20 protein-coding genes are annotated in these 23,742 nt (G+C 75.9%); 12 read left to right on the top strand and 8 right to left on the bottom strand.

Annotation, left to right across the window (positions count from 1 at the left end; translation table 11 throughout):
* The first annotated feature begins 33 nt into the window (after positions 1-33).
* Positions 34-1,029, top strand: coding sequence for an ArsR/SmtB family transcription factor (locus GA0070213_RS02375; RefSeq protein WP_091056252.1), 996 nt, complete (start codon positions 34-36; stop codon positions 1,027-1,029).
* A gap of 75 nt (positions 1,030-1,104) precedes the next feature.
* On the opposite strand, the gene GA0070213_RS02380 is transcribed toward GA0070213_RS02375, so the two are convergent.
* On the bottom strand, positions 1,105-1,698 hold the full coding sequence (locus GA0070213_RS02380) for an HD domain-containing protein (RefSeq protein WP_091056255.1): 594 nt from the start codon (positions 1,696-1,698) through the stop codon (positions 1,105-1,107).
* A gap of 140 nt (positions 1,699-1,838) precedes the next feature.
* On the opposite strand from GA0070213_RS02380, the gene GA0070213_RS02385 reads away from it, so the two are divergent.
* The 6 genes from GA0070213_RS02385 (at position 1,839) to GA0070213_RS02410 (ending at position 6,783) form a co-directional block, all read left to right on the top strand.
* Positions 1,839-2,798: a TolB family protein gene (locus GA0070213_RS02385; RefSeq protein WP_091056257.1), complete on the top strand. Its 960-nt coding sequence runs from the start codon at positions 1,839-1,841 to the stop codon at positions 2,796-2,798.
* A gap of 140 nt (positions 2,799-2,938) precedes the next feature.
* Complete coding sequence (locus GA0070213_RS02390) at positions 2,939-3,715, top strand: class I SAM-dependent methyltransferase (protein WP_091056259.1); 777 nt, start codon at positions 2,939-2,941, stop codon at positions 3,713-3,715.
* Between the two features lie 55 nt (positions 3,716-3,770).
* Entirely contained in the window at positions 3,771-4,772 is a 1,002-nt protein-coding gene (locus GA0070213_RS02395) for a hypothetical protein (RefSeq protein ID WP_091056262.1), read from the top strand.
* Complete coding sequence (locus GA0070213_RS02400) at positions 4,769-5,422, top strand: hypothetical protein (RefSeq protein ID WP_091056264.1); 654 nt, start codon at positions 4,769-4,771, stop codon at positions 5,420-5,422. The genes GA0070213_RS02395 and GA0070213_RS02400 overlap by 4 nt, the downstream gene beginning before the upstream one ends.
* Positions 5,423-5,443: 21 nt before the next feature.
* Entirely contained in the window at positions 5,444-6,340 is an 897-nt protein-coding gene (locus GA0070213_RS02405; RefSeq protein WP_245716216.1) for an inositol monophosphatase family protein, read from the top strand.
* A 38-nt stretch (positions 6,341-6,378) separates the two neighbouring features.
* Complete coding sequence (locus GA0070213_RS02410; RefSeq protein ID WP_091056269.1) at positions 6,379-6,783, top strand: VOC family protein; 405 nt, start codon at positions 6,379-6,381, stop codon at positions 6,781-6,783.
* On the opposite strand, the gene GA0070213_RS02415 is transcribed toward GA0070213_RS02410, so the two are convergent.
* On the bottom strand, positions 6,743-7,552 hold the full coding sequence (locus GA0070213_RS02415; protein ID WP_091056696.1) for an SDR family oxidoreductase: 810 nt from the start codon (positions 7,550-7,552) through the stop codon (positions 6,743-6,745). The two genes, GA0070213_RS02410 and GA0070213_RS02415, sit on opposite strands and share 41 nt — an antisense overlap.
* Before the next feature lie 133 nt (positions 7,553-7,685).
* On the opposite strand from GA0070213_RS02415, the gene sigJ reads away from it, so the two are divergent.
* On the top strand, positions 7,686-8,564 hold the full coding sequence (gene sigJ / locus GA0070213_RS02420) for an RNA polymerase sigma factor SigJ (protein ID WP_091056272.1): 879 nt from the start codon (positions 7,686-7,688) through the stop codon (positions 8,562-8,564).
* Between the two features lie 6 nt (positions 8,565-8,570).
* Here the strand turns inward: sigJ and GA0070213_RS02425 are convergent, their stop codons facing one another.
* Genes GA0070213_RS02425 through GA0070213_RS02440 form a run of 4 tightly spaced genes read right to left on the bottom strand, consistent with a single transcriptional unit; the run spans position 8,571 to position 11,614 of the window.
* A complete protein-coding gene (locus GA0070213_RS02425) occupies positions 8,571-9,458 on the bottom strand; it encodes a GNAT family N-acetyltransferase (RefSeq protein ID WP_091056275.1) in 888 nt (295 codons plus the stop codon).
* 55 nt (positions 9,459-9,513) lie between these two features.
* Positions 9,514-10,206 (bottom strand): methyltransferase domain-containing protein, encoded by a 693-nt coding sequence (locus GA0070213_RS02430; RefSeq protein ID WP_245716217.1) that lies wholly within the window; start codon positions 10,204-10,206, stop codon positions 9,514-9,516.
* Positions 10,207-10,262: 56 nt separating this feature from the next.
* Positions 10,263-10,943, bottom strand: a complete 681-nt coding sequence (locus tag GA0070213_RS02435) for a TIGR04282 family arsenosugar biosynthesis glycosyltransferase (protein WP_091056277.1) — start codon at positions 10,941-10,943, stop codon at positions 10,263-10,265.
* The gene (locus GA0070213_RS02440; RefSeq protein WP_091056280.1) at positions 10,940-11,614 is read right to left on the bottom strand and encodes a glycosyltransferase family 2 protein; all 675 of its coding nucleotides are present in this window, start codon (positions 11,612-11,614) and stop codon (positions 10,940-10,942) included. Before GA0070213_RS02440 ends, GA0070213_RS02435 begins: the two co-directional genes overlap by 4 nt.
* A gap of 145 nt (positions 11,615-11,759) precedes the next feature.
* On the opposite strand from GA0070213_RS02440, the gene GA0070213_RS02445 reads away from it, so the two are divergent.
* Positions 11,760-13,178, top strand: coding sequence for a hypothetical protein (locus tag GA0070213_RS02445; protein WP_091056282.1), 1,419 nt, complete (start codon positions 11,760-11,762; stop codon positions 13,176-13,178).
* Positions 13,179-13,569: 391 nt separating this feature from the next.
* Here the strand turns inward: GA0070213_RS02445 and GA0070213_RS02450 are convergent, their stop codons facing one another.
* Positions 13,570-14,640, bottom strand: coding sequence for an NAD-dependent epimerase/dehydratase family protein (locus GA0070213_RS02450; RefSeq protein WP_091056284.1), 1,071 nt, complete (start codon positions 14,638-14,640; stop codon positions 13,570-13,572).
* 143 nt (positions 14,641-14,783) lie between these two features.
* On the opposite strand from GA0070213_RS02450, the gene GA0070213_RS02455 reads away from it, so the two are divergent.
* Together GA0070213_RS02455 and GA0070213_RS02460 are read left to right on the top strand one after the other, a co-directional pair.
* Positions 14,784-16,184, top strand: a complete 1,401-nt coding sequence (locus GA0070213_RS02455; RefSeq protein ID WP_245716218.1) for a molybdopterin-dependent oxidoreductase — start codon at positions 14,784-14,786, stop codon at positions 16,182-16,184.
* Entirely contained in the window at positions 16,177-16,605 is a 429-nt protein-coding gene (locus tag GA0070213_RS02460; RefSeq protein ID WP_091056290.1) for a hypothetical protein, read from the top strand. Before GA0070213_RS02455 ends, GA0070213_RS02460 begins: the two co-directional genes overlap by 8 nt.
* A gap of 18 nt (positions 16,606-16,623) precedes the next feature.
* Here GA0070213_RS02460 and GA0070213_RS02465 read toward each other — a convergent pair whose 3' ends face one another.
* On the bottom strand, positions 16,624-17,853 hold the full coding sequence (locus GA0070213_RS02465) for an ArsB/NhaD family transporter (RefSeq protein WP_091056292.1): 1,230 nt from the start codon (positions 17,851-17,853) through the stop codon (positions 16,624-16,626).
* A gap of 109 nt (positions 17,854-17,962) precedes the next feature.
* On the opposite strand from GA0070213_RS02465, the gene GA0070213_RS02470 reads away from it, so the two are divergent.
* Positions 17,963-23,734, top strand: coding sequence for a WD40 domain-containing protein (locus tag GA0070213_RS02470; protein ID WP_091056295.1), 5,772 nt, complete (start codon positions 17,963-17,965; stop codon positions 23,732-23,734).
* Positions 23,735-23,742 lie beyond the last annotated feature (8 nt).

The raw sequence follows: 23,742 nt of genomic DNA on the forward strand, positions 1-23,742 counted from the left end.
TAGTTTGAGCCTGGTCGAATCCGGGAGGCGTCGGTGCTGCGGGTCGCGTTGGGAGTGCGGGATCTCGCCGGGGTGCGCTTCGCGATCTCGCCGCTCTGGGAGGTGGTCGCGAGCGTCCGGGCGCTGCGGCGGCCCGAGTTCTTCCCCGCCCACCAGCTCTGGCGCGACCAGGTCGCGCCGCGACTGGCCGGGGTGGACTGGCGCCTGCTCGCCGACCTGGTGCCGGAGCCGACCGTGGTGATCCCGGGCTTCGTCTGCCCGGCGCCACCGGCCGCGCTGCCGGCGCTGGAGACGGAACTGGCCGCGCTCGTGGCCACCCCGCCGGCCGTGGTCCGCGCCGGCGTGGCCGAACTGCCGGGGGCCCGCTCGCCCCGGCTGGCCGCCCTCCACGCCGACCCGACGGCCGGGCTGGCCCGCCTCGCGTCGGTGATCGGCGACTACGCCGCGGTGGCGATCGCGCCGTACTGGCCGCGCATGCGATCCCTGCTGGAGCGGGAGATCATGGTGGCGGCCGGGCGGATGGCGACCGACGGGCTGCGCGGCCTGCTCGACGGGATCGACAGGTACGTGTCCTGGGACGACGGCACGCTGCGCGTCGATCACCTGACCCGCGCCGGCGCGGTCGACCTCGGTGGGCGCGGTCTGGTGCTCGTCCCGTCCGTCTTCGCCGGGGCGCGGGTCTGGTCCAACCTGACCGAGCGGCCGACCCAGCCGCTGCTGCGTTACCCGGCCGGGGCCGTCGGCACGCTCTGGGAGCGCAGCGCCGCCCCGCCGAGCGCGGCGCTCGCCCGCGTGCTCGGTCGGTCCCGCGCCGTCCTGCTGCACGAGCTGGCGGTGCCGGCCTCCACCACGGAACTGGCCGGGCGCTGCGGGTTGAGCGCCGGCACGATCTCCCACCATCTCACCGCGCTGCGCGACGCCGGCCTGGTCGGCACCCACCGGGCAGGGCGCTACCTCCTGTACGCGCGGACCGGCCCGTCGCAGGCGCTGATCGACGCCGCCGGCTCACCAGGCCCGCGTGGACCGTAATCCGTACCGTCCGGTGGTTAAAAGGGGGCCCCTCCTCTACCGAATCCGTTAAGAGGGGGCCCCTCCTTACGTTGCTCAGCCCAACACCGGGTGCTCGGCCTGGAAGGCCAGCCGGTGGTCCGCGCCGGCCGCCAGCTCGGCGAGCACGTCGTCGAGGTCCAGGAACGTCTGCCACGCCTCCTGCCCGGTGATGCCGGCGAGCCGGTCCACCACGAGCTGCTCCAGGTCGGTGGCCCGGCGGCCCTTCCAGACCTTGTCGGCGAGGCTGACCAGCAGGTCCTCCAGTTGCACGCCGGGGGAGTGCCAGTCGGCGTGGGTGGCGGCGAAGCGGGCCCGTTCCTCGGGCACGCCGAAGCGCAACAGCAGCTGGAAGCCGGCCTCCTCGTGCGCCGACCCGGGGCCGGTCAGCTCGGCCGGGTGCTCGACCTTGCCGATGTCGTGCACGGCCGCGCCGAACAGCACCGCCTGCCGGTCGAACGGCACCGCGGCGAAGCGGTCGGCGAACGCGGCGGTGAGGTGCCACGCCACGTCGTGCACCAGCCGCAGGTGGGCGCCGAGCCGGGGCGGCGCGGCGAGGGCGTCCAGCAGCTCGACCGCCACGCCGGGCAGCGGGAGCAGTGGCGGGTCACCCGGGTCGGTCAGGGCGTGTCGCAACGCGTCGGAGGTCACCGGGGCGAGGGTACCGGCCGGCCCGGCCGGTCACCCCCTGTCCTGGCCGAGTGGCCGACGGTGAACGGTCCGCTCACCCGATCCCCCGGTGAGCGTCCGATCAGGAGGGTGGGGCGGACGTCCATCACGGGGAGACCACCATGACCGCACTGAACCGCCGTACCCTCCTGCGCGCCGCCACCCTGACCGGCGCCGCCGCCGCGACCGGCCTGGCCGGTGGCCTGGTCTCCGCCGCGCCGGCCTCGGCCGCCGAGGTCGTCAACGGGCCGTGGCTGGTGAGCGTGGGCTGGGGTGTGCTCCGGATCGACCCGGGCCACACCACGCCACGGTCGCTGCTGCCGGACGGGGACCACGCCAAGACCTCGCCGGACGGCCGGTACGTGGCCTGGGTGAACAACGCCTGGTCGGGTGACGGCACGCTGCTGCCCTACGTGGCGGTGCACGACCGCGTCACCGGCGCGAAGCGCACCCTGCTCGCCGACCCGCCCGGCGTGCTCTACGGCGCGCCGACCTGGTCGCCGGACGGCCGGGAGATCGCCCTGGTGACGGGGAAGGACAGGGACACGCTGATCGCGGTCGACGTGGCGACCGGCGGCACCCGGGTGCTGGCCCAGGGCCATGGCATGGGTTCGCCGGACTGGTCCCGGGACGGCTCGATGATCGTCATGCACTGGCTCAGCCGCTCCGAGGGCCTGCAACTGCGCGTCCTGGAGCTGGCGACCGGCACGGTGCGGCGGCTCTACGCCCCGCTGGCGGGGGAGCGCTTCAGCGGGCCGGTGTTCACCCCCGACTCCCAGCGCGTCGTCTTCTGCACCACCCGGTGGTATCCGGACCGGGACACCTACAACCAGTCGCTGGGGTCGGTGCGGATCGGCGGCGACGGCCTGAAGAAGCTCACCGACGAGCCGCAGTTCTACCTGTCGCCGGTGTTCTCCCCGGACGGCCGCTACTGCGCCGCGCTGTCGATCCCACCGGCCAACCAGGAATACCCCGACGGTGGCAACATCACGGTCTTCACCAGGGGTTTCGACGCCCAGTGGTGGATCGCCGGCGACGAGTACGACGACAGCACCCGGCTGGACTGGGCCCGGGCGATCTGACGCGTCCGCACCGACGCGGCGGCCGGCGACGGCCGCCGCGTCGGCGTATCCGGAGTGGATGTGCGCCCCGTCGGGCACGCGCGGTGCGAGGCTTGGGGAGGACGCCGCCGAGGGGGCCGGCGACCGCTGGGGGAGGTGCGATGCCCGAGCCGCCGACCGGGACCTCGGCGCAGCGCGCGCAGGCGCACGGCCGGCACGCCAACCACCACAGCTACCACGACGGCGCGCAGGTCGACGGGTACGTCGACGACCCGTACCACCGGGTGCGCCGAGCCGTCGCGGCCCGGCTGGTGGCCGAGGGGGTGACCGGCGGCGGCCCGGTTCTCGAACTGGGCTGCGGCTCGCGCGGCATGCTCGACCCGGCCGCGTTGCCCGGGCCGCTGCTGCTCGCCGACATGGCCGAGGCCGCGCTGGGCACCGCCCGGCGGGCGGCCGGCGGGCGGGTGCTGCCGGTCTGCCTGGACGCCACCCGAGAGCTGCCGTTCCGGGCGGGCAGCTTCGCCGGCCTGCTCGCCGGTGAGCTGATCGAACACGTCTACGACCCGCTGGCGCTGCTGCGCGAGTGCCACCGGGTGCTCGCCCCGGACGGCCTGCTGGTGCTCACCACCCCCAACCTGGCGCCGGTGCAGGACCGGCTGGCGTTCCTCGCCGGGCGGGCGCCGCGCCAGGTCGACCCGCTGCACCCCTACCTGTGGCTGCACATCCGACCGTTCACCGCGTCGCTGCTGCGGCGCACCCTGCGCCGAGCCGGGTTCGCCCCGCTGGCGATCCGCTCCAACGAGGTCGGATGGCGGCTGCCGGGTGGACGGTGGGTCACGTCGCGGTGGCTGGCCCGGGCCGCACCGGGGCTCGGCGGGTCGCTGATCTGTGCCGCCCGGCGGCGCGGCGCACCGCCACCGCCCCGGAACAGGGCGTGATCGCGACATTGACAAAGGGCTATCATGGAGGCTCCGTCGTCGACCGGGGGTTGTCATGGCGCGCCTGATCGGCTGGGTCGTCACCAATCTCGACGCGTTCATCGGTCTGGTGCTGGCCGTCACGGTCGCGGTCCTGGGCCTGACCAACACGGTCAGCCAGGACGTGGTCAACAGCGCCATCCTGCTGGTCCTCGGCCTGCTCGCGCAGGCGGTGCTGCGCGACCGGCTGCGCCGCCGCACCGCCGAGCAGGAGGTCCGCCAGGTCATCGTGGACACCCGGGAGCGGCTCACCGACCTGGTGCCGCCGATGCGCGAGCTGACCGGCCCGGAGGGTGCGCTGAGCCGGGCCCGGGAGGCGATCCACAGCTCCTCCATGGTGCGGGTGCTGCACGGCAGCGAGGTCGGCCAAGCGCTCGCCGAGGCGCGTCAGCACACCGACCGGTGGGACTTCAAGGGCGGCACCGGCACCTACCTGCGCGCGGTCACGCTGCCCGAGTGCCTCAAGCTGGCCCGCCGGCGCAACGCCACGCTCACCGTCGCCGTCGAGATCATCGACCCGACCGACGAGGAGGTCTGCGAGCGGTACGCGCGTTTCCGGCGCAGCCTGGAGTCGGACGAGCCGACCGAGCCGTGGACGGTCGACCGCACCCGCAAGGAGTCGTACGCGACGGTGCTCGCCGCCTGCTGGTACGCGCAGCGCTCCGGCCTGCTCACGGTCGACCTGCGGCTCACCGCGCAGATGACCACGTTCCGCTACGACCTCTCCTCCTCCTGCGTGGTCATCACCCAGGAGAACCCGCAGACCCCGGCGCTGCGCATCGACCGCGGCGAGGTCTACTACAACCGGTTCACCATCGAGCTGGACTACAGCCGCCGGCAGAGCCGGCGGGTGCCGATCGAGTCCGCCGGTCAGGTCCGGCTCGACGACGAGCCGTCGGTCGAGCAGGTGCGTCGGCTGTTCACCGCGCTCGGCCTGGCCCTGCCCCGGTCCTTCGGCGACCGGGAGGTCGCCGACGTCGTGCGCAAGGCCCTCCAGGCGAGGAACCCCTACACATGACGAGCTACGCCGACCTGGAACGGGAGATCGACCGGGGCACCCGGCCGGAGCTGCTGCGCGACTGGGTGCTCGGCGTGCTCGGCGACGTCGCCGACGGGCGGCGGCCGCTGCGGGCGGTCCGGCACCCGCTCGGCTTCACCTGCCTGCCGGTGGAACGCGACGGCCCGGACGGGATCTGCGTGCACGCCTGGCCGGCCGAGCCGCCGCCGGTGCGCCCGAGCACCTCGGCCATGCACTCGCACAGCTGGGACCTGCTCAGCCACGTGCTGTACGGCACGGTCCGCAACGAGCTGATCGACGTCACCGACACGCCCGCCGACCCGTCCTGGCGGGTCTACCAGGTGCACAGCCTCGGCGAGGTCGACGAGGTGGCCGCCACCGACCGGTTGGTCACCGCGACGACCGCGACAGTGGAGACGCACGCCGCGGGCGACTCGTACGCGCTGCGCGCCGGTGGCTTCCACACCTCGGAGGTGACCGCCGGCGCGCCCGCGGTCACCGTGGCGCTCGGCCGGACCACCCCCGGCGCGTGCGACCTGAGCCTCGGCGCGGTGGACGGACGCAGCCACCGGGTACGCCGGGACCGCTGCGACGCGGCGGAGACCGCGCGGATGGCGCGACAGATCGCGCGACTGGTGGCACGGGGCTGACTGGCTGGAGGAGCCGTGGACGTGGAGCCGAACAGAGACGCGCCCGACCTGCGCGACGCGCACCGGTTCGCGGTGCAGGCGGCCCGGGCGGCCGGCCGGCTGCTGCGCCGTGGCGTCCGGGGTGAGGTGCACGCCCGGGCCAAGGACGACTCCGGCGACCTGGTCACCGACCTCGACCTGGCCGCCGAGCGGCTGATCGTCGACCGGATCCGGGCCCGCTGGCCGGAGCACGGGGTGATCGCCGAGGAGGGCGGCGAGTACGCGCCGGACACCACCTGGGCGTGGCTGGTGGACCCGCTCGACGGCACCAACAACGTGGCGATCGGGCTGCCCGCGTACGTGGTCGGCATCGCGCTGTGCGAACGCGGCTCCCCGGTGCTCGGGGTGGTGCACGACCCGATCGCCGGCCGAACGTGGTCCGCGGTCCGCGGTCAGGGCGCCTTCGTGCACGGCGCCGACCTGGTCGGGCACCCGCTGCGCGCCGCGCGCCGGCCGGTGCCGGCCGCGCCGGTGCTGGCCTGGACCCAGGGGCACGGGGTACGCCGGGACGACAGCACCGCCCGGGCGTTGAAGGTCGTCCTCGACACCACCGCCCGCCGGGTGCTGCAACTGTGGGCGCCGCTGCTGGCCTGGGTGATGCTGGCCCGGGGCGACATCGACGGGATCGTCGGCTACCGCCCCGAGGCGGTCGACCTGCCGGCCGGGGTGCTGCTGGCCGCCGAGGCCGGGATGGCCGTGCGCGCGCTGGACGGCGGCACGTTCGACGACCGGTACGGCTGCCCGGCGGACCGGCGCAGCTTCGTGGCCGGCCCGCCGGAGACGATCGACCGGCTGGTCAAGCTGGTCACCGCGGCACAGTGGATCGAGCCGCAGGTGCGCCGGCTGACCCCGGTCAGTCTGGGCTCGGTCGGTTGGTGAGCTGACCGGCGCCATCGAGATCCGGTAGCGTCACCTCGATGGCCGCCAGACAGCTCAAGCTCGGGCTCCGCGTCCGCGACCTGGACCGCTCCCACCGGTTCTACCTCCGGCTGGGCTTCCGGCAGATCCCGCAGCCCGACCAGCCCAACCTGCGCTACCTGACCTTCGGCCACACCTGGCTGATCCTGTCCGACCTGCACCGGCACGGGCACCACAACGCCGAGCGGGAACGCGCCACCAGGGACGGTCCGCCCGGCCTCGGCGTCGTGCTGACCGTGCCCACACCGGACCTCGACGCCGCGTACGCGCTGTGGTGCGCCGAAGGGCTGCCGGTGACGCTGGAGCCGGAGGACGTCGGCTGGGCCCGCATCTTCTACGGCCTCGACCCGGATGGGTACGAGGTCATGTGCGAGCAGTTCCACCCGCCGGCCGGTCCGGGCTGAACGACCCGCGCCCGAGACGCTCGGCCAGGAAGTCGTCCCAGGTCCGTACGCCCCGCGTCGCGCCCGGCCGGGCCAGGTTCGCCCCGTCGCGGTAGGCCCGCCCGACCCGGCCGGGGATCCGCACCGGCAGCCGCAACCGGCGTCGTCCGGTGGCGGCCAGGTAGCCGGCCAGCAACTCGTCGAGGCCGTGCGTGGCCGGTCCGGCGAGGTCGGGCACCAGCCCGGCCGGCGCGCCGAGCGTCAGGTCCACCAGCCGCGCGGCCACCTCGGCGGCGTCGACCGGTTGCAGCCGCAGGCCGCCGGGGACCGGTGCCACCGGCAGCCTCGTCATCGCGGTCAGCATCCTCAGCACCAGGTCGTGGATCTGCGCGGCCCGCAGTACCGTCCACGGCAGGCCGGAGTCGGCGACCGCCCGCTCGGCGTCGAGCTTGGCCCGCAACCAGGCCAGCGGCACCCGGTCGACGCCGGTCACGGAGATGTGCACCAGGTGCGTCACCTCGGCCCGGCGCGCGGCGCGGACCAGATTCGCGGCGGCCCGGTCGTCGCCCTTGGCGCCGCCGGCCAGGTGCAGCACGGTGGTCACGCCGCGCAACGCCGGTGCGAGGCCGGTGTCGGTGCGCAGGTCCGCGGTGACGTGGGTGACCCCGTCGCCGGGCGGGCCGCCGCGCCGGCTGAGCACGCGGACCGGGTGCCCGGCCGCGCGCAGCAGCGGTACGACGTGCCGGCCGAGCGTGCCGGTGCCGCCGGTGACCAGGATGGGAGTGTGCATGTCGTCCTCCAGGATCAGGTGCGGTGACGGGTCGACCCGCCGGGCCGGTCCGGTGTGACCGATGTGACCGGCGTCACCGGTTGTCACACCGGCGGCGCGCCGCGGGTCGGGAGGGTGCGGAGAGGAGACCGGGATGAACGGCGACACCGGGCTGGCGGAGCGGTTCGAGCGGGAACGGCCGCGCCTGCGCGCGGTGGCCTACCGGCTGCTCGGCTCGCTGACCGAGGCCGAGGACGCCGTGCAGGAGACCTGGCTGCGGCTGGCCCGCACCGACGCCGCCGCGGTCGACAACCTGGACGCCTGGCTGACCACAGTGGTGGCCCGGGTCAGCCTGAACATGCTGCGGTCGCGCGCCGCCCGCCGGGAGGAGCCGCTGGAGGTACGCCTGCCCGACCCGGTGGTCGAGACGCCGCGGCCGGATGCCGACCCGGCGCACGCCGCGGTGCTCGCCGACTCGGTGGGCCTGGCGCTGCTGGTGGTGCTGGACACGCTGAACCCGACCGAGCGGCTCGCGTTCGTGCTGCACGACATGTTCGGGGTGCCGTTCGACGAGATCGGCCCGCTGGTCGACCGCTCGCCGGCGGCGGCCCGGCAACTCGCCAGCCGGGCCCGCCGCCGGGTACGCGGCCAGGCGCCCACGCCGGACCCGGACCTGGGCCGCCAGCGGGCGGTGGTGGACGCGTTCCTGACCGCCGCCCGCGACGGGGACTTCGACGCGCTGATCGCGGTGCTGCACCCGGACGTGGTGCTCCGCTCCGACGGCGGTTCCGCCCGCGCCCGGCACACCACCGTGCTGACCGGCGCGCCGGAGGTCGCCGCGCAGGCCACCACGTTCGGCCGGCTCTTCCCGTACGCGCGGCCGGTGCTGGTCAACGGCGCCGCCGGGGTGCTGGTGAGCGCCGGCGGCCGGCCGCTGTCGGTGATGGCGTTCACGGTCACCGGCGGGCTGGTCGTCGCCGTCGACGTGATCGCCGACCCACGCCGACTGGCCGTGCTCGGCCTCGACGACTGACGCCGGTCAGGGCACGACGACCAGGTTGGCCATGTCCACCACCGGCCGGAAGCCGAGGCGGGCGTAGAGCCGGTTCGACGTCGGGTTCGCCTGGTCGGTGAAGAGACACACCCGCGCGCCCTCGGCCCGCAGCAACCGGCTCACCTCGGCGACCGCGTTGCCGGCCCACCCCCGGCCGCGCTGCTGCGGCGGTGTGTAGACCGGTCCCACCCGGGCGACGCCGAACGCCGGCGGGTTCGCGGCGGTGAGGTGCACCGGCCGGCCCGCCGCGTCGGTCCAGAACCAGATCCGGCCGCCCCGGATCCGGCGGAGCAGTTCGTCGCGGTCGGGTGTCTCGTGGGCGCTGGCGCCGCGGGGGCGGCCCGCCTGTTCGTCGGCGTCGGCCATGAACGCGCCGAACCAGGCGGCGACCAGGTCGACGTCGTCCTCGCCGACGACCGTCAGCGCGCCGGGCGCCGGCGCGGGCGGCACCAGTGTGTCGAGTTCGTGCAGCCGGGTGTGCTGGGCGACCTCCACCCGGCCGCCGCACAGGCGCGCCACCTCGGCGGCGCAGTCGCGCGCCGCGGGCAGCGCGCCGTTGACCGCCGACACCCGCTCGCCGCGTTCGTGCCAGGTCCGGGCCAGCGCGACCGCCGCCTCCGCCGGCATCGGCAGCAGGAACGGCGGGAACGGCGCGGCCCGCATCCCGGCGCCGACCACCGCACCGGACGCGTCCCGGACCACCAGCCACCAGTCGTCCGCCGGCAGGCCGATCCCCTCGGCCCGGCGGGCGGCCGTCCGGTACGCGACGGAGGCGACCACGGTGTTGACCACCGGATCGGCGGCCAGATGGTCGCCGGCGGCGTCGAGGAACTCGGCCGGGTCGGCGTGGAAGTGCAGGGTGGCGGCGGTCATCCGGGCACGGTAGTCGGTGCGCGGAGCGCAGCCGTACCGGATTTCCGGTGCCCTCTCAGGCGGCAACCAGTTCCGCGAACCAGCGACCGCCGTCCGGGCGCAGGTCCCGCACGACGAGCCCGGCCGCGGCGGCCGGCGCGTGCACCGAACGGGTGTCCAGCCGCGCCCAGCCGAAGCTGGGTCCCCGCCGCTGGCCGGACACCACGTGCGCCTGGCCCCGCCACGCGCCGGTGCCCGGCGGGTCCAGCTCGACCAGCACGGTGCCGTCCGGGCGAAGCAGGGCCCGACACCGGCGCAGCAGCCGTTCCGGGTCTCCGCCGATGCCGACGTTGCCGTCCAGCAGCACCACGTGCCGCCACCGCCCCTCGGCGGGCAGCGGCGCGAACAGGTCGGCCCGCACCGCGACCGCGCCCCGCGCCCGGGTCAACGCCACCGCCCGTGGACACACGTCGACCCCGACGGTGGTGACGCCGGCCCGGGTCAGCGCCGCGGCGAGCCGGCCCGGCCCGCATCCGAGGTCCAGCGTCGGTCCGTGGCACCGGCCCACCACCGCGGCGGTCGCCGGCTCCGCCGGGCCGTGCCACCGCTCCACCGGCAACCGGCGACGCACCCCGTCGGCCTGCACCAGCCAGTGCGCGCCGGCCCGCCGCCGCAGCGCCGCCCCGAACCCGTCCCCACCGGCCCGTATCCCCGGCTCGCTCCTCGCGCTCGCGGTGCCGGCTTCGGCTCGCGACTGCGGGGCTCGCAAGCCCGGCTCGCTCCTCGCGCTCGCGGTGCCGGCTTCGGTTCGCGACTGCGGGCCCCTCACCGGTGCCCCACCAGGGTGGGCCGCAGCGCGGCGACCTCGCGGGCGAACCGGCCGGTGGGCGCGTCCCGGGCCACCGCCCGCGCGTCCGCCCAATCGTCCACGTCGCGCAGCGTCGGCAGCGCGGCCACCCGGAGGCCGGCCGCGACCAGCGCCGCGTGGGTGAGCCGGCCGGTGTCGGCGGTGGACATCGGCACGCCGCGCAGCGCCGCCGCCCACCGGGGGTCGCGCAGACCCAGACCCCACCAGCCGCCGTCCGCGGCCGGGCCGAGCACCGCGTCGACGCCGGGGGTCGACAACCGGCGTACGACGGCGGCGAGCCGCGCCGGCGTCAGCTGCGGGGTGTCCATGCCGATCTGCACCACCGGCCGCCCCGGGTACGCCCCGGCCACGTCGGCGTGGGCGTACGCGAGCCGGTCGGCCAGGCCGTCGCCGCGCTGCGGCAGCACCGGCCACCCGGCGACCGTGGCGGCCAGCCCAACGCCGTCCTCGGCGTCGGTGAGGCGCCCGGCCAGCGCCAGCACCGGCCGGACGCCCCCGGTGGCGGCGACCGCCTCCAGCGTGTCGCGCAGCGCGGCGGCGGCGATCCGGGCCGCCTGCGCCGGAGTGGCCGGGGGACAGAGCCGGGTCTTCACCGCTCCGGGCACCGGCGCCTTCGCCACCACCAGCAGGACGGTCACCGGGGGCCGTCCACGCTGCGCAGCACCGTCAGGAAGTCCCGGGTGGCGCGGACCGTGCCGCGGACCGAGCCGGACACCTTGGACTTCGTGCCGGTGGCGCGCGGGGCGTACCGGACGTCGTGCTCGTGGATCCGCCAGCCGGCCGCCGCGGCGCGGATCATCAGCTCCAGCGGATAGCCGAAGGCCCGGTCGGTGACGCCGAGCGCGAGCAGCTCCACGCGCCGGGCGACCCGGATCGGGCTGAGGTCGCGCAACGGCACCCCGCGCTGCCGCAGCAACGCGGCGACCAGCGCGGTGCCGGCCCGCGCATGCCACGGCCAGGCGCCGATGGACACCGGCCGGCGGCGGCCCACCGCCAGGTCGGCCGTGCCCGCCGCGACCGGGGCGACGAGCGCCGGCAGCTCCCCGGGGTCGAAGGAGCCGTCCGCGTCCAGCACGCAGACCAGCTCGGTCCCGGCGGCCTCCAGCCCGGTGTGCACGGCCGCGCCGTAACCGCGGCGGGGTTCGCGTACCACCCGCGCGCCGTGCCGGGCGGCCACCTCGGGCGAGCCGTCCCGGGAGCCGTTGTCCACCACGATCGCCCGGTAGCCGGGCGGCAGCGCGCCCAGCACCCCGGGCAGCGCGGCGGCCTCGTCCAGGCACGGCAACACCACGTCGATCTGTGTCCGCATGCCGCCGACGCTAGGCCGGCAGTCGCCCGGACGAGCCCCGATCGTGCTTACGGAACCCTTACCGAGCAGGCATTTCTTACCGTCCCGTGACGGGTCGGCGATTGTCGACCCGGCCGGCGCCGGTGGGCCGTACCGTCCGGTCGTCATGAGATCCGCACCCACGCTGCGCCGCGCCCCCACCGCGGACCGGGCCGGGCCCCCGCACCGGGGCGACCTGGTCGCGGTCGCCGTCGAGGCGGCGCTGCTCGCCGCCGCCGTGGTGGTCGGGCTGGTGCTCAACCGGCGCGGCGTCGGCCTGCACGCCGACGCCGCGCCGCTCTACGCCACCTGGCGACCGCACCTCGGCTGGGGTACCCCGCTCGCGGTGGCCGTCGCGCTGGTCGTGCTCGGGCCGGGGCTGCGCTGGTCGCGGACCGCGCGGTGGGGGCCGCTGCTGTCCGCCGGCTGGCTGGCCGCGGTGGCCTGGACGCTGGCGCTGGCCCTGATCGACGGCTGGTCCGCGGGGCTGACCCGGCGGCTGACCCCGCAGGCGGAGTACCTGCACGAGGTGCCCGGGGTGACCGACATCCCGGGCATGCTGGCCGGCTTCACCGGGCGCATCCTGGACTTCCAGCCCGACTCGTGGTCCACCCACACCGCCGGGCACCCGCCGGGCGCGCTGCTGGTCTTCGTCTGGCTGGACCGGGTCGGGCTCGGTGGTGGCACCGCCGCCGCGCTCTGCTGCGTGCTGGTCGGGGCGACCGCCGTGGTCACCGTGCCGACCACGCTGCGCGCGTTGGGCGCGGCCGACGCGGCCCGGGCGGTGCTGCCGTTCCTGGTGCTGCTGCCCGGCGCGGTGTGGCTGGGCGCCTCCGCCGACGCGGTGTTCACCGGCGTGGTGGCCGCCGGGTTGGCGCTGCTGGCGGTACGCGGGCCGGGAGCCGCGCTGGCCGGCGGGCTGCTGCTCGGCTTCGCCCTGCACCTGTCCTACGGGTTCGTGCTGGTCGGGGCGCTGGCGGTGACCGTGCTGGCGTTGCGGCCCGACCGTCGCCGGGCCGCCCTGCTCGCCGCGACCGCCGGCGTCGCGACCGTCACCGGAGTCTTCGTGCTGGCCGGCTTCCGCTGGTGGGAGGGGTACGACCAGGTCGTCGAGCGCTACTACCAGGGCTGGGCGGCGGACCGCCCGTACGCCTACTGGGTGTGGGCGAACCTGGCCGCGCTGCTGCTCTCGGCCGGGCCGGTGCTCGGCCCGGCGCTGCGCCGCACCGTCGTCGCCGCCCGCGCCACCTGGCGTGCCGCCGACGCGTCGTCGTCCGTCGGTGGGTCGGCGGCGTGGGCCGTCCGGGCGCGGCGGGTCGGCGGGCTCGGGCCGGCGGTGCTGCTGCCGGGCACCGCCGCGCTGGTGGTGACCGCCGCCGACCTGTCCGGGATGAGCAAGGCCGAGGTGGAGCGGATCTGGCTGCCGTTCGTGGTCTGGCTACTGGTCGCCGCCGCGCACCTGCCCCCGCCGACCCGCCGCCGCTGGCTCGCCGCCCAGGCCCTGACCGCCCTCCTGGTCAACCACCTGCTCCTGACCGTCTCCTGACCCACCCCACCCCAGCCGAACACCCACGGCCCCCGTCGGACCTGCCCCGCCCCCCGCCCCCCGCCCTCCAGACACCCATCGCGTTCCACCCACCACGCCGCTGGGGCGTGACTGGAACGCTGTGGGTGTCTCAGGCCCTCCCAGACACCCATCGCGTTCCACCCGAGCGCCACCGGAATCCGCGGGGCGCTCTCCGGCCCGCAAGCGCTCTGGACACGGCGCTCACCGGACTGGCCGTGGCTCGCCGATCTTGGAGTTGTGGCGCCCAGGATGTCGGATCAGGCCCCTATCAGAGGTGCCATAACTCCAAGATCGACGATGCGGTCAGGTCGGGAGTGCGTGCCGCCCTTCCGTGCCGTGCCGTGCCGCGCCGGGGCGGGGCGGGGCGGGGTCAGGCGGGTTGGGGGGAGAGGGTGGCGGGGGAGCGTTGGGGGTCGGTGGCGAAGGCGGTGACGCCCTCGGTGAAGGTGACCGTCGCGGTGTAGCCGAGCAGGTCGCGGGCGCGGGCGGGGTCGGCGACCACGTGTCGGACGTCGGCCGCGCGGGCGCCGCCGGCCACCACCGGCGCCGGACCGGCCATGGCCGCCGCCAGCGCGGCGGCCAGGTCGCCCACCGTGTGCGGCTCACCGGAGCAGACGTTCACCGGCACCAGGCCGTCCGGCGGCGGCGCGGTCAGCGCCAGCAGGTTCGCCCGGGCCACGTCCGTGACGTGCACGAAGTCCCGGCGCTGGCGGCCGTCCTCCAGCACCACCGGCGCGCGGCCGTCGGCCAGCGCGGAGCGGAACAGCGAGGCCACCCCGGCGTACGGGGTGTCGCGGGGCATCCGCGGGCCGTAGACGTTGTGGTAGCGCAACGCCCACACCCCGCCGCCGGTCTGCCGGGCCCACGCGGCGGCGTAGTGCTCCTGGGCGAGCTTGCTGGCCGCGTACGTGCTGCGCGGCTCCAGCGGCGCGTCCTCGGGCACCAGCGCCGGGGCGAGCGTGCCGCCGCAGTCGGGGCAGGTCGGGTCGTACCGGCCGGCGGCCAGGTCGGCGGCGCGGCGCGCGGCGGGACGGACCACGCCGTGCCGGTCGCAGGTGTAGCGGCCCTCGCCGTAGACCACCATCGAGCTGGCCAGCACCAGCCGGCGTACCCCGGCGGAGTGCATGGCGGCCAGCAGCGTCGCCGTGCCGAGGTCGTTGTGCGCCGCGTAGTCGGGCGCGTCGGACGGGTCGAGCCCGTGCCCGACCATGGCCGCCTGGTGGCAGACCGCGTCCACCCCGGACAGCAGCCGGCCGAGCAGCGTGGCGTCGCGCACGTCGCCGACCACCGGGTCGTGCCGCCGGGACCACTCCGGCAGCGCCCCGCCGTGCGCCTGCGGCAGCAGGGCGTCGAGGCAGACCGGCTCGTGGCCCTCGGCCGCCAGCAGGTCGGCGATCTGCGATCCGATGAACCCGGCCGCGCCGGTGACGAGTACCCGCATACCGGCCCACGCTAGGGCACCCGGATCGGCTCGGACGGCGGTTCACGCCGGATGTCAGCGGTCCGTAAGGGACCGCGGCGGTAAGGCATCGGTAATGCGGCAAACGCCGTCACGGGCCGCCGGAGGCGTCTAGCGTCCCATCGGTGGAAGCGCCGGCCGCCCGGGTCGGCCCCGCCGCCGGAGGAGGTGCCGTGCCCACCGACGCCCCACCCCCGGACGGCCCCGCGCCCGTCGAGGTCGCACCGCGGGCCCGCCCGGCGTACGCCGCGCCGGCCCGGCTCTGGCGTGCCCTGGACCGCCACCGACCGCCGGGCGTCGACGTGGTCGACCGGGCCTGGCGCAGCCCGGTACGCGGGCCGTGGCTGACCTCCGTGCTGGGCGCGGTGCTGCTGGCCACCCTGCCGCTGGTGATCGTCACCGGGCTGCTCGACTGGATCGCCTACGGTCCCCGCTTCGACCAGGCGTTCCCCCGGGACGTGGGTTGGCTGCACCCGCCGGTGTTCGACTGGCCGACCCGGCCGGCCTGGCTGTTCCGGCTCACCCAGGGGCTGCACGTGACGCTCGGCATCGTGCTGGTGCCGGTGGTGCTGGCGAAGCTCTGGTCGGTGGTGCCGAAGCTGTTCGCCTGGCCGCCGGCCCGCTCGGTCGCGCAGGTGCTGGAGCGGCTGTCGTTGCTGCTGCTGGTCGGCGGCATCCTGTTCCAGAGCGTGACCGGCCTGCTCAACGTCCAGTACGCCTACCTGTTCGGCTTCGACTTCTACACCGCGCACTGGTACGGCGCGTGGATCTTCACGGCGGCGCTGGTCACGCACGTGGCGATCAAACTGCCCCGGATGGTGACGGCGCTGCGCGGGCCGGGCTTCGCGCGTACCCCGGTGGGGCGGACCGCGCCGGAGCCGGCGGATCCGGACGGCCTGGTGGCCCGCCGCCCCGGCCCGGCGACGATGAGCCGCCGCGGCGTGCTGGCGCTGGCCGGCGGTGGCGCGCTGCTGCTGGCCGCGCTGACCGTGGGGCAGAGCGTGGACGCGCTGCGGCGCACCGCGCTGCTGCTGCCCCGCAGCCGGCGCGTCGACGACGGGCCGACCGGCTTCCCGGTCAACCGCACCGCCGCCGCGGCCGGCGTGACCGCCGACCGCACCGGCCCGGGCTGGCGGCTGTCGCTGCGGGCCGGCGACCGCACCGTCACGCTGGACCGGGCCGGGCTGCTCGCGCTGCCGCAGCACACCGCCACGCTGCCGATCGCCTGCGTGGAGGGCTGGTCCACGTCACAGACCTGGACCGGGGTACGCCTGCGTGACCTGGCCGCCCTGGTCGGCGCCGCCGATCCGGCCGCCGCACGGGTCCGGTCGCTGGAGCGCAGCGGCCTGTTCCACCGGGCCACCCTGCACGGCGGCCAGGTCACCGACCCGGACGCGCTGCTCGCGCTGCGGGTCAACGGCGTCGACCTGAGCCCCGACCACGGCTTCCCGGCCCGGGTCGTGGTGCCCGCACTGCCCGGCGTGCACTGCACCAAGTGGGTGGAGGAGATCGTGTTCGATGGCTGACCTGCGGCGGGCGTACGGCGCGGCGGCGTGGCACCTGCTGCTGACGGTCGGCTGCCTGGCGGTGGCCGGATGGGTCGCGCTGCGGCTGGCCGGCGAGCCGACCGCCGGCCGGATACTGCTCTGGTTCGTCGGCGCGGCGGTCGTCCACGACCTGGTGCTGTTCCCGGCGTACGCGGTGGCCGACCGGGCGTTGGGGCGGGCCGGCCGGTCGCTGCGCAACCACGTCCGGGTCCCGGCGTACGCCTCCGCGCTGCTGTTCCTGGTCTACCTGCCCGGCGTGCTCGGCCTCGGCGACGGCACCTACGCGGCGGCCACCGGCCTCGCCCCGGAACCGCTGCTCGGCCGCTGGCTGGCGCTCAGCGCCGGGTTCTTCGCCGTCAGCGCGCTGCTCTACGCCGCCCGCCGGCTGCGCCGGAGCTGACCGGCCGGGGAAGGGCGGTCACGCGCCCGGGCCGACCAGCAGTGCGGCCACGGTGCACGCGGTGGCCAGCGCGGCCAGCGCGGCGCTGGTGGCCACGAACCGGCCCAGCGGCACCGTCAACCCGGCCGCCCGACACCGCTCGTACCAGATCAGCGTGGCCAGCGACGCCCACGGCGTGGCCAGCGGGCCGACGTTCGTGCCGATCAGCAGCGCCAGCAGCTGGGTGTGCCGGTCGGCGGCGATGACCGCCTCGCCGGCCACGTACGCGGGCAGGTTGTTGACCACGTTGCTGAACAACGCGCCGACGGCACCCGCCCGCAGCGCGCCCTCCGCGCCCGGGTCGGCGCCGATCAACGCGCCCATCACCGTGTCCAGCCCGTGCCGGCCGATGGTCTGCACGACCAGGAACAGCCCGGTGACGAACACGAGCAGCCGCCACGGCACCAGCGCCGGGCGCAGCCGGTGCCGGGCCCGCACCGCGAAGCCGGCCACCAGGATCGCGGCGGCCACCGCCGAGGCGACGCCGATCTCGACGCCGGCCAGCACCCCGGCGACGAAGAGCAGGCAGGCGACCAGCGCGGTCCGGTAGACCAGGCGGTCCGGCGGCACGTACGGCGGCGGCGGGACGAACGGATCGGCGCCGGCCCGGGCCGGGCGCCAGTACCACCACCACAGCAGCAGCATGGTGATGGCGATGGCGACCAACTGCGGCCACCACATCCGGGCCGCCCATGGCACCGGGGCCAGCCCGATCCGGTCGCTGGCCAGGATGTTGGTCAGGTTGGACACCGGCAGCAGCAGGCTCGCGGTGTTGGCCAGCCAGACCGTGGTCATGGCCAGCGGCGTCGCCGGCACGTTCAGCGTCCGGGCCAGGGCGATCATCACCGGCGTCAGCAGCACCGCCGTGGTGTCCAGGTTGAGGGCGATCGTGGTCACCGACGCGAAGCCGACGCAGAGCCAGAACAGCGCCCGGAAGCTGCCCCGCGCGGTGATCGCCACCCGGGCGGCGAGCGCGTCGAAGACCCCGGCCACCGCGGTCAGCTCCGCCAGCACCACCACGGTGCCGAGGAAGATCAGGATGGGCACGATACGGCGTACGGTGGCCTCGGCGTCGGCGCGCGGCAGCAGCCCGGTGAGCACGCAGAGCACGCCGACGACGGCCAGCGCGATCGCGATCCAGTCCAGCACGTGCAGGCGCCGACGGGGCCGGTCCGGCGCGGCGGACGGCGGTTCGCCGACGGTCTCCACGAACGCTGATCCTCGCACATCCGGCCCCGGCCGGTCCGGCCCGACGCGATCGTCACGTCGAGCTGCCGACGGTGTCGATCTGTTGACCGTCGGTGGTCATAATGACCACGTGGCTGTAGGCGCGCACCCCACCCGGTCCGACCGCCCCATCGACTTCTTCATCAGCTACTCACCGGCCGACGAACGGTGGGCGACGTGGCTGGCCTGGGAGTTCGAGAAGGCCGGCTACCGCACGATGATCCAGGCGTGGGACTTCGTCGCCGGCACCAACTTCATCGACTTCATGGACCGCGGGGTCCGCGAGGCCGAGGTGGTGGTGGCGGTGCTGTCCGAACGCTACCTGCACTCGACGTACGGCAAGCTGGAGTGGCAGGCGGCGTTGCGCGCCGACCCCGACGGCACCGGCAACAAGCTGGTCACCGTGCGGGTCGAGGACTGCCCGATCGACGGCCTGCTCGCCACCATCACCTACGTCGACCTGGTCGGGGTGGACGACCCGGCGCAGGCGCGCGCCCGGGTGCTGAACCGGATCCGCGAGACGCTCGACGGCCGGGCCAAGCCGATGCGCCAGCCCGTGTTCCCGCTGCACCTCGACGACCCCGCCGACGTGCTGGCGGCACCGGTCGCGGGCGCGCCGGCGCAGCGCCGCCCCCGGCGTACCCCGATCAACCCGCCGCCGTTCCCGCCGGCCGCGACCGCGCCGCCCACGGCCCGCGACACCGTCACGGTGCTGCAGGTGGGCGGGCCCCGTTTCGGCCGCGGGGTGATCGAGCCGGGCGCCCCGGTCACGCCCGGCGAGTTGCAGGAGCACCTGATGGGTGACCTGACGCTGCTGATGAACGACGGGGTGCCCCGCCCGGATCTGCTGGTGGTGGCCGGCAACCTGACCGAGTCGGGCAGCCCGCGCGAGTTCTCCGACGCGCTGAGCTTCCTCACCGGGCTGCGGGTGCTGCTCGGCCTGGAGCCGCACCGCCTGGTCGTGGTGCCCGGCCCGCGCGACGTGACGATGGCCGCCTGCCGGGCCTACTTCGCCACCTGCGAGGCCGACGACGTGGACCCGCAGCCGCCCTACTGGCCGAAGTGGCGGCACTACGCGCGCCTCTTCGACGACCTGTTCCAGGGCCTCGAGGACCGGATCTTCGACAGCGAGCAACCGTGGACGCTGTTCCCGGTGCCCGACCTGCGGGTGGTGGTGGCCGGGTTGAACTCGACGATCGCCATCACCCACCGCGAGGAGGACCGCTACGGCTTCCTCGGCGAGGCGCAGTCGAGCTGGTTCGCCCAGCGGCTGCGCCACTACCAGCAGTCCGGCTGGCTGCGGCTGGGCGCGATGGCGCACGCGCCGGGCCCGCGCAGCCCGTACGCCGACGAGGCCCCACCGGACCGGGTGTCGCTGCGCGACCGCGGTTCGGTCAACCGGCTGGTCGGCCCGATGCTCAACCTGCTGCTCTCGGACGCCGCGCCGGCCGGCCGGGCCGACCCGGTGGTGCCGCTGGCCGCCGCCCCGCGCGACGGCCGGGCCCAGGTGCTGCGTCTCGGGGCGGACGGGATGACCCGCTGGGTGCTCGGCCGCGACGACCGGCTGGACGGCGGCGAGTCCACAGTGGTGGCGTGGCCGCGGGCCGACGCGACGTTCGGCGCGGCCGGCCCGGCGCAGGTGCCGGATCCGCGTCGTCCCGCCGAGGTCGAGGGCGCCACCCGGCGCGAGGCCACGCCCGCGGCCGGGACGCCGGTGGAGCGGCTGCTCGACCGGCTGGCCGAGGTGTGCGAGGCGCGCTACGACCGGGTGGTGGTGCGCCGGGTCGAGGCCGACCCGCCGCACCTGTACGTCAGCTACCGCTCCGACGGCGTGGTGCGCCAGCAGCGGGTCGGCGCGCACGTCGGCACCCCGGCGCCGGCCGACCTGGACCGGTTCGCCCGCCGGGTGCACGCCGCCGACCCGGACATCGCCTCCGAGCTGGTCTACGACGGCGACCGGGTGCCGCGCGGGCTGGCCGAGGAGGCGCAGCGGCGCGGCGTGCGGGTGCTGCACCTGACCGAGTTCCAGGGCCTGCTCGACCTGCGCGACTACGTCGCCGCGCAGACCGCCCGGCTCCAGGCCGACCGGCTCTACCCGCCGGGGCAGTACGTGCCGCAGCGCTACCGGCACCTGGTCGGCGCCGACCAGCGGGTCCGCGACGACGTGGTGGACGAGCTGCTGGAGACCGTCTCCGCGCCGGACGGCCGGTTCGTGCTGGTGCTCGGCGACTTCGGGCGGGGCAAGACGTTCGCGTTGCGCGAGGTGGCCCGCCGGCTGCCGACCGCCGCGCCGGACCTGATCCCGATCCTGGTGGAGCTGCGCGCGCTGGACAAGGCGCACTCCGTCGACGGCCTGGTCGCCGCGCACCTGGCTAACCACGGCGAGCAGGTGATCGACCTCAAGGCGTTCCGCTACATGCTGCGACAGGGCCGCATCGTGCTGCTCTTCGACGGGTTCGACGAGCTGGTGGCCCGGGTGACCTACGACCGGGCGGCCGACCACCTGGAGACGCTGCTCCAGGCCGCCGACGGCGCGGCCAAGATCGTGGTGAGCAGCCGGACCCAGCACTTCAAGACCAACTCGCAGGTGCTGACCGCGCTGGGCGAGCGGGTCGGGCTGCTGCCGCACCGCCGGGTGCTGGCCGTGGAGGACTTCACCCCCGGCCAGATCGAGGCGTTCCTGCGCAACCGCTACGGCGGTGACGAGCAGGCCGCCCGGGAGCGGATGACCCTGCTCGGCGGCGTCAAGGACCTGCTCGGCCTCTCCCGCAACCCGCGCATGCTCGGCTTCATCGCCAACCTGGACGAGGGCCGGTTGGCCGCGGTGGCCGGTGCCGGCGGCACGTTCAGCGCCGCCGCGCTCTACCGCGAGATCCTGGAGTCCTGGCTGGACTTCGAGGAGCGGCGTACCCAGGGCATCCCGGGGGCGCCGGTCAGCCTGCGCCGGCCGGAGCTGTGGCAGGCGGTGAGCCGGCTGGCGTTCCAACTCTGGGAGAGCGGCGAGGCCTACCTGCGGCTGGCCGAGCTGGCCGAGTCCACCGGCCAGCTCGCCGGGCGGGCCGACTCGCGGCTGTCCGGGCCGCAGGCCACCCACGCGGTCGGCGCGGGCAGCCTGCTGGTCCGCACCGACGACGGGCTGTTCGGCTTCATCCACACCTCGGTGATGGAGTGGCTGGTCGCCGAGGGCGTGGCCGAGCAGCTCAACCGGGGTGAGGAGCCGGCCGCGCTGGCGGTGCGGTCGTTGTCCGCGCTGGCCGTGGAGTTCCTCGGTGACCTCGCCGACCCGGCCCGCTGCACGGCGTGGACGGCCCGGGTGCTCGGCGACGAGGCGGCCGGCGAGACGCTGCGGGCCAACGCGCTGCGGCTCAGCGCCCGGCTGCGCCTGCCCGACCGGGCGGACCTGCGCGGCGCGGTGCTGCGCGGCGAGGACCTGTCGCACCGGGAGCTGGCCGGCGCCGACCTCACCGGCGCCGACCTGACCGACACCCGGCTGGTCGCCACGAACCTGACCGAGGCGCGGCTGGAGCACGCCCGGCTGCGCGGCGCCCGCCTGGACCAGGCCCGCCTGTCCGGGGCGGACCTGCGCGGCGCGGAACTGGCCGGCGCCCGGCTGTTCCGGGCCGACCTGCGTGGGGCGCGGATCGCCGGCAGCAGCTGGCACCGCACCGCGCTGATCGACGTCAGCGCCGACCCGGCGACGCTGCGCGCGCCGGAACTGCGCGGCGCCGTGGTCGCGCCGGGCCGCCCGGTGGCGCCCGGCCTGGCCCCGCCCGCGGTGGGCGTGGGGTACGGCTTCGAGGTGGGACGCCTGCCGGTGCCGGTCGCGTACAGCCCGGACGGTGCGGTGCTGGCGGTGGGCAGCGACGACGGTGGCGTGCTGCTCTGCGACACGGCCACCGGGTTGCCGGTGCGCACCCTGCCGGGACACCGGTCCCGGGTCTACGCGGTCCGCTACGACGCCGCCTCGCACCAGTTGGTCACCGGCGCGGCCGACCTCACCGTGCGGCTGTGGGACGCCGACCACGGCGACGTGCGGCACGTCATCGAGGACGTCTTCGCCGGCTGGGTCTGGCCGCTGCTCACCGACGGGCGCCGAGGGCGGCTGGTGGTCGGCGACGCGGCCGGCGTGGTCCGGCTCTTCGACACCCGCACCGCCCGGCTGCGGCACGAGTGGCCGGGGCACGTCGCGCCGATCTGGGGCACCTCGTTCAGCCCGGACGGCCGGCGGGTGGTGGTGGCGGACAGCGCCGGCACGGTGCGCGGCTGGGACATCCACACCGGCCGGCAGGCGTTCGAGGTGCGCGAGCCGGAGGTGGTCTACCGGGTGGTGCACTCACCGGACGGGCGACTGCTGGTCGCCGTCGGGCAGCACGGCCGGGTGTGGATCCGCCGGGCCACCGACGGCGAGCTGCTGCGCCAGCCGCGCGGCCACGAGGCCGACGTGTACGCGCTCGACGTCAGCCCCGACGGCACGCTGATGGCCACCGGTGACACGCACGGCGCCCTGCGGCTGTGGGAGACGGAGACCGGCCGGCCGGTGCGGGTGCTCGGCCGGCAGCGTGGCGCCATCTACAGCGTCCGGTTCAACGGCGACGGCAGCCTGCTCGCCACCGCCGCCAGCGACGGCGCGATCCAGCTCTGGGACACCGCCGACGGTCAGGTGCGGCACGAGCTGACCCGGCACCGCGGCTCGGTCTGGCCGGTGGTCTGGCGGCCGGACCAGAACCAGGTCGCGACCAGCAGCAACGACGGCACCACCCGGCTGTGGGACGTGCACACCGGGCAGCTCCAGCACACGTTGCGCGGGCACGGCCGGCGGGTCACCGCGCTCTCCTTCCGCGACGACGGGGAGGTGCTGGCGGCGTGCGGCAACGACGGCGTGATCCGGCTCTGGGAGCCGCGTACGGGGCGCCTGCTGGGGCAGCTCGCCAGCCCGGCCGACCGCCTGCTGTCGGTGGTCTTCTGCCCGGACGAGCCGCTGGTCGCCACGCCCAGCGGCGACGGCGGCGTGCACCTGTGGAACACCGACACGGGCGCCGACGAGCGGGAACTCAACGTGGACACCGACCACGTCTGGGCGGTCGCGTTCAGCCCGGACGGCGACGCGCTCGCGACCGCGAACGACGACGACACCGTGCGGCTGTGGTACCGCCGTACCGGCCGGCACTTCGCCACGCTCACCCCGCACCGGGGGCGGGTGCGCACGGTGGCGTTCAGCCCGGACGGCGAGACCATCGCCACCGGCTGTGACGACCAGATGGTCCGGCTCTGGGACGCGGCCACCGCCACCTGCCGGCTGACCCTGGAACACCACACCGACCGGGTCTACTCGGTCGGGTTCAACAGCGAGGGGACGCTGTTGGCCAGCGCCGGCAACGACGGCACGGCGGTGATCTGGGACGTGGCCACCGGCGAGCGGCGCCTCGTGCTCGACGAGCACGTCGGGCGGCTCTGGTCGTGCGCGTTCAGCCCGGACGGCAACCTGCTCGCCACCGCCGGCGACGACCTGGTGATCCGACTCTGGGACCCGGTCACCGGCCGGCTGCACGGCACCCTGGCCGCGCACACCCGGCGGGTGTGGTCGGTGCACTTCAGCCCGGACAGCAGCCTGCTCGCCAGCGCCGGCGACGACGGCACGGTCCGGCTGTGGGACGTGGCGGACCCGGAGCACGCGCAGTTGCGGACCACGCTGATCGGCCTGGCGGACGGCTGGGCGGCGGTGAGCCCGGACGGCCGGTACAAGCTGGACGGCGACCCGGGTGGCCAGTTCTGGCACGTCATCGGCACCTGCCGCTTCGAGGTCGGCGAACTGGACCCCTACCTCACCCAGGTCCGCCGCCTGGCCGTCGACGCCCCCTTCTGACCCCCTGT

Origin of the sequence: Micromonospora humi (genome assembly GCF_900090105.1) — a bacterium.
In the GTDB taxonomy this organism is placed as follows: domain Bacteria; phylum Actinomycetota; class Actinomycetes; order Mycobacteriales; family Micromonosporaceae; genus Micromonospora; species Micromonospora humi.

Excerpts from the sequence above, each read along its gene's own strand:
- GA0070213_RS02385 (WP_091056257.1), top strand. The coding sequence starts at position 1,839 with ATGACCGCACTGAACCGCCGTACCCTCCTGCGCGCCGCCACCCTGACC.
- GA0070213_RS02390 (WP_091056259.1), top strand. The coding sequence starts at position 2,939 with ATGCCCGAGCCGCCGACCGGGACCTCGGCGCAGCGCGCGCAGGCGCAC.
- GA0070213_RS02395 (WP_091056262.1), top strand. The coding sequence starts at position 3,771 with ATGGCGCGCCTGATCGGCTGGGTCGTCACCAATCTCGACGCGTTCATC.
- GA0070213_RS02400 (WP_091056264.1), top strand. The coding sequence starts at position 4,769 with ATGACGAGCTACGCCGACCTGGAACGGGAGATCGACCGGGGCACCCGG.
- GA0070213_RS02410 (WP_091056269.1), top strand. The coding sequence starts at position 6,379 with ATGGCCGCCAGACAGCTCAAGCTCGGGCTCCGCGTCCGCGACCTGGAC.
- GA0070213_RS02415 (WP_091056696.1), bottom strand. The coding sequence starts at position 7,552 with ATGCACACTCCCATCCTGGTCACCGGCGGCACCGGCACGCTCGGCCGG.
- sigJ (WP_091056272.1), top strand. The coding sequence starts at position 7,686 with ATGAACGGCGACACCGGGCTGGCGGAGCGGTTCGAGCGGGAACGGCCG.
- GA0070213_RS02425 (WP_091056275.1), bottom strand. The coding sequence starts at position 9,458 with ATGACCGCCGCCACCCTGCACTTCCACGCCGACCCGGCCGAGTTCCTC.
- GA0070213_RS02440 (WP_091056280.1), bottom strand. The coding sequence starts at position 11,614 with ATGCGGACACAGATCGACGTGGTGTTGCCGTGCCTGGACGAGGCCGCC.
- GA0070213_RS02445 (WP_091056282.1), top strand. The coding sequence starts at position 11,760 with ATGAGATCCGCACCCACGCTGCGCCGCGCCCCCACCGCGGACCGGGCC.
- GA0070213_RS02450 (WP_091056284.1), bottom strand. The coding sequence starts at position 14,640 with ATGCGGGTACTCGTCACCGGCGCGGCCGGGTTCATCGGATCGCAGATC.
- GA0070213_RS02460 (WP_091056290.1), top strand. The coding sequence starts at position 16,177 with ATGGCTGACCTGCGGCGGGCGTACGGCGCGGCGGCGTGGCACCTGCTG.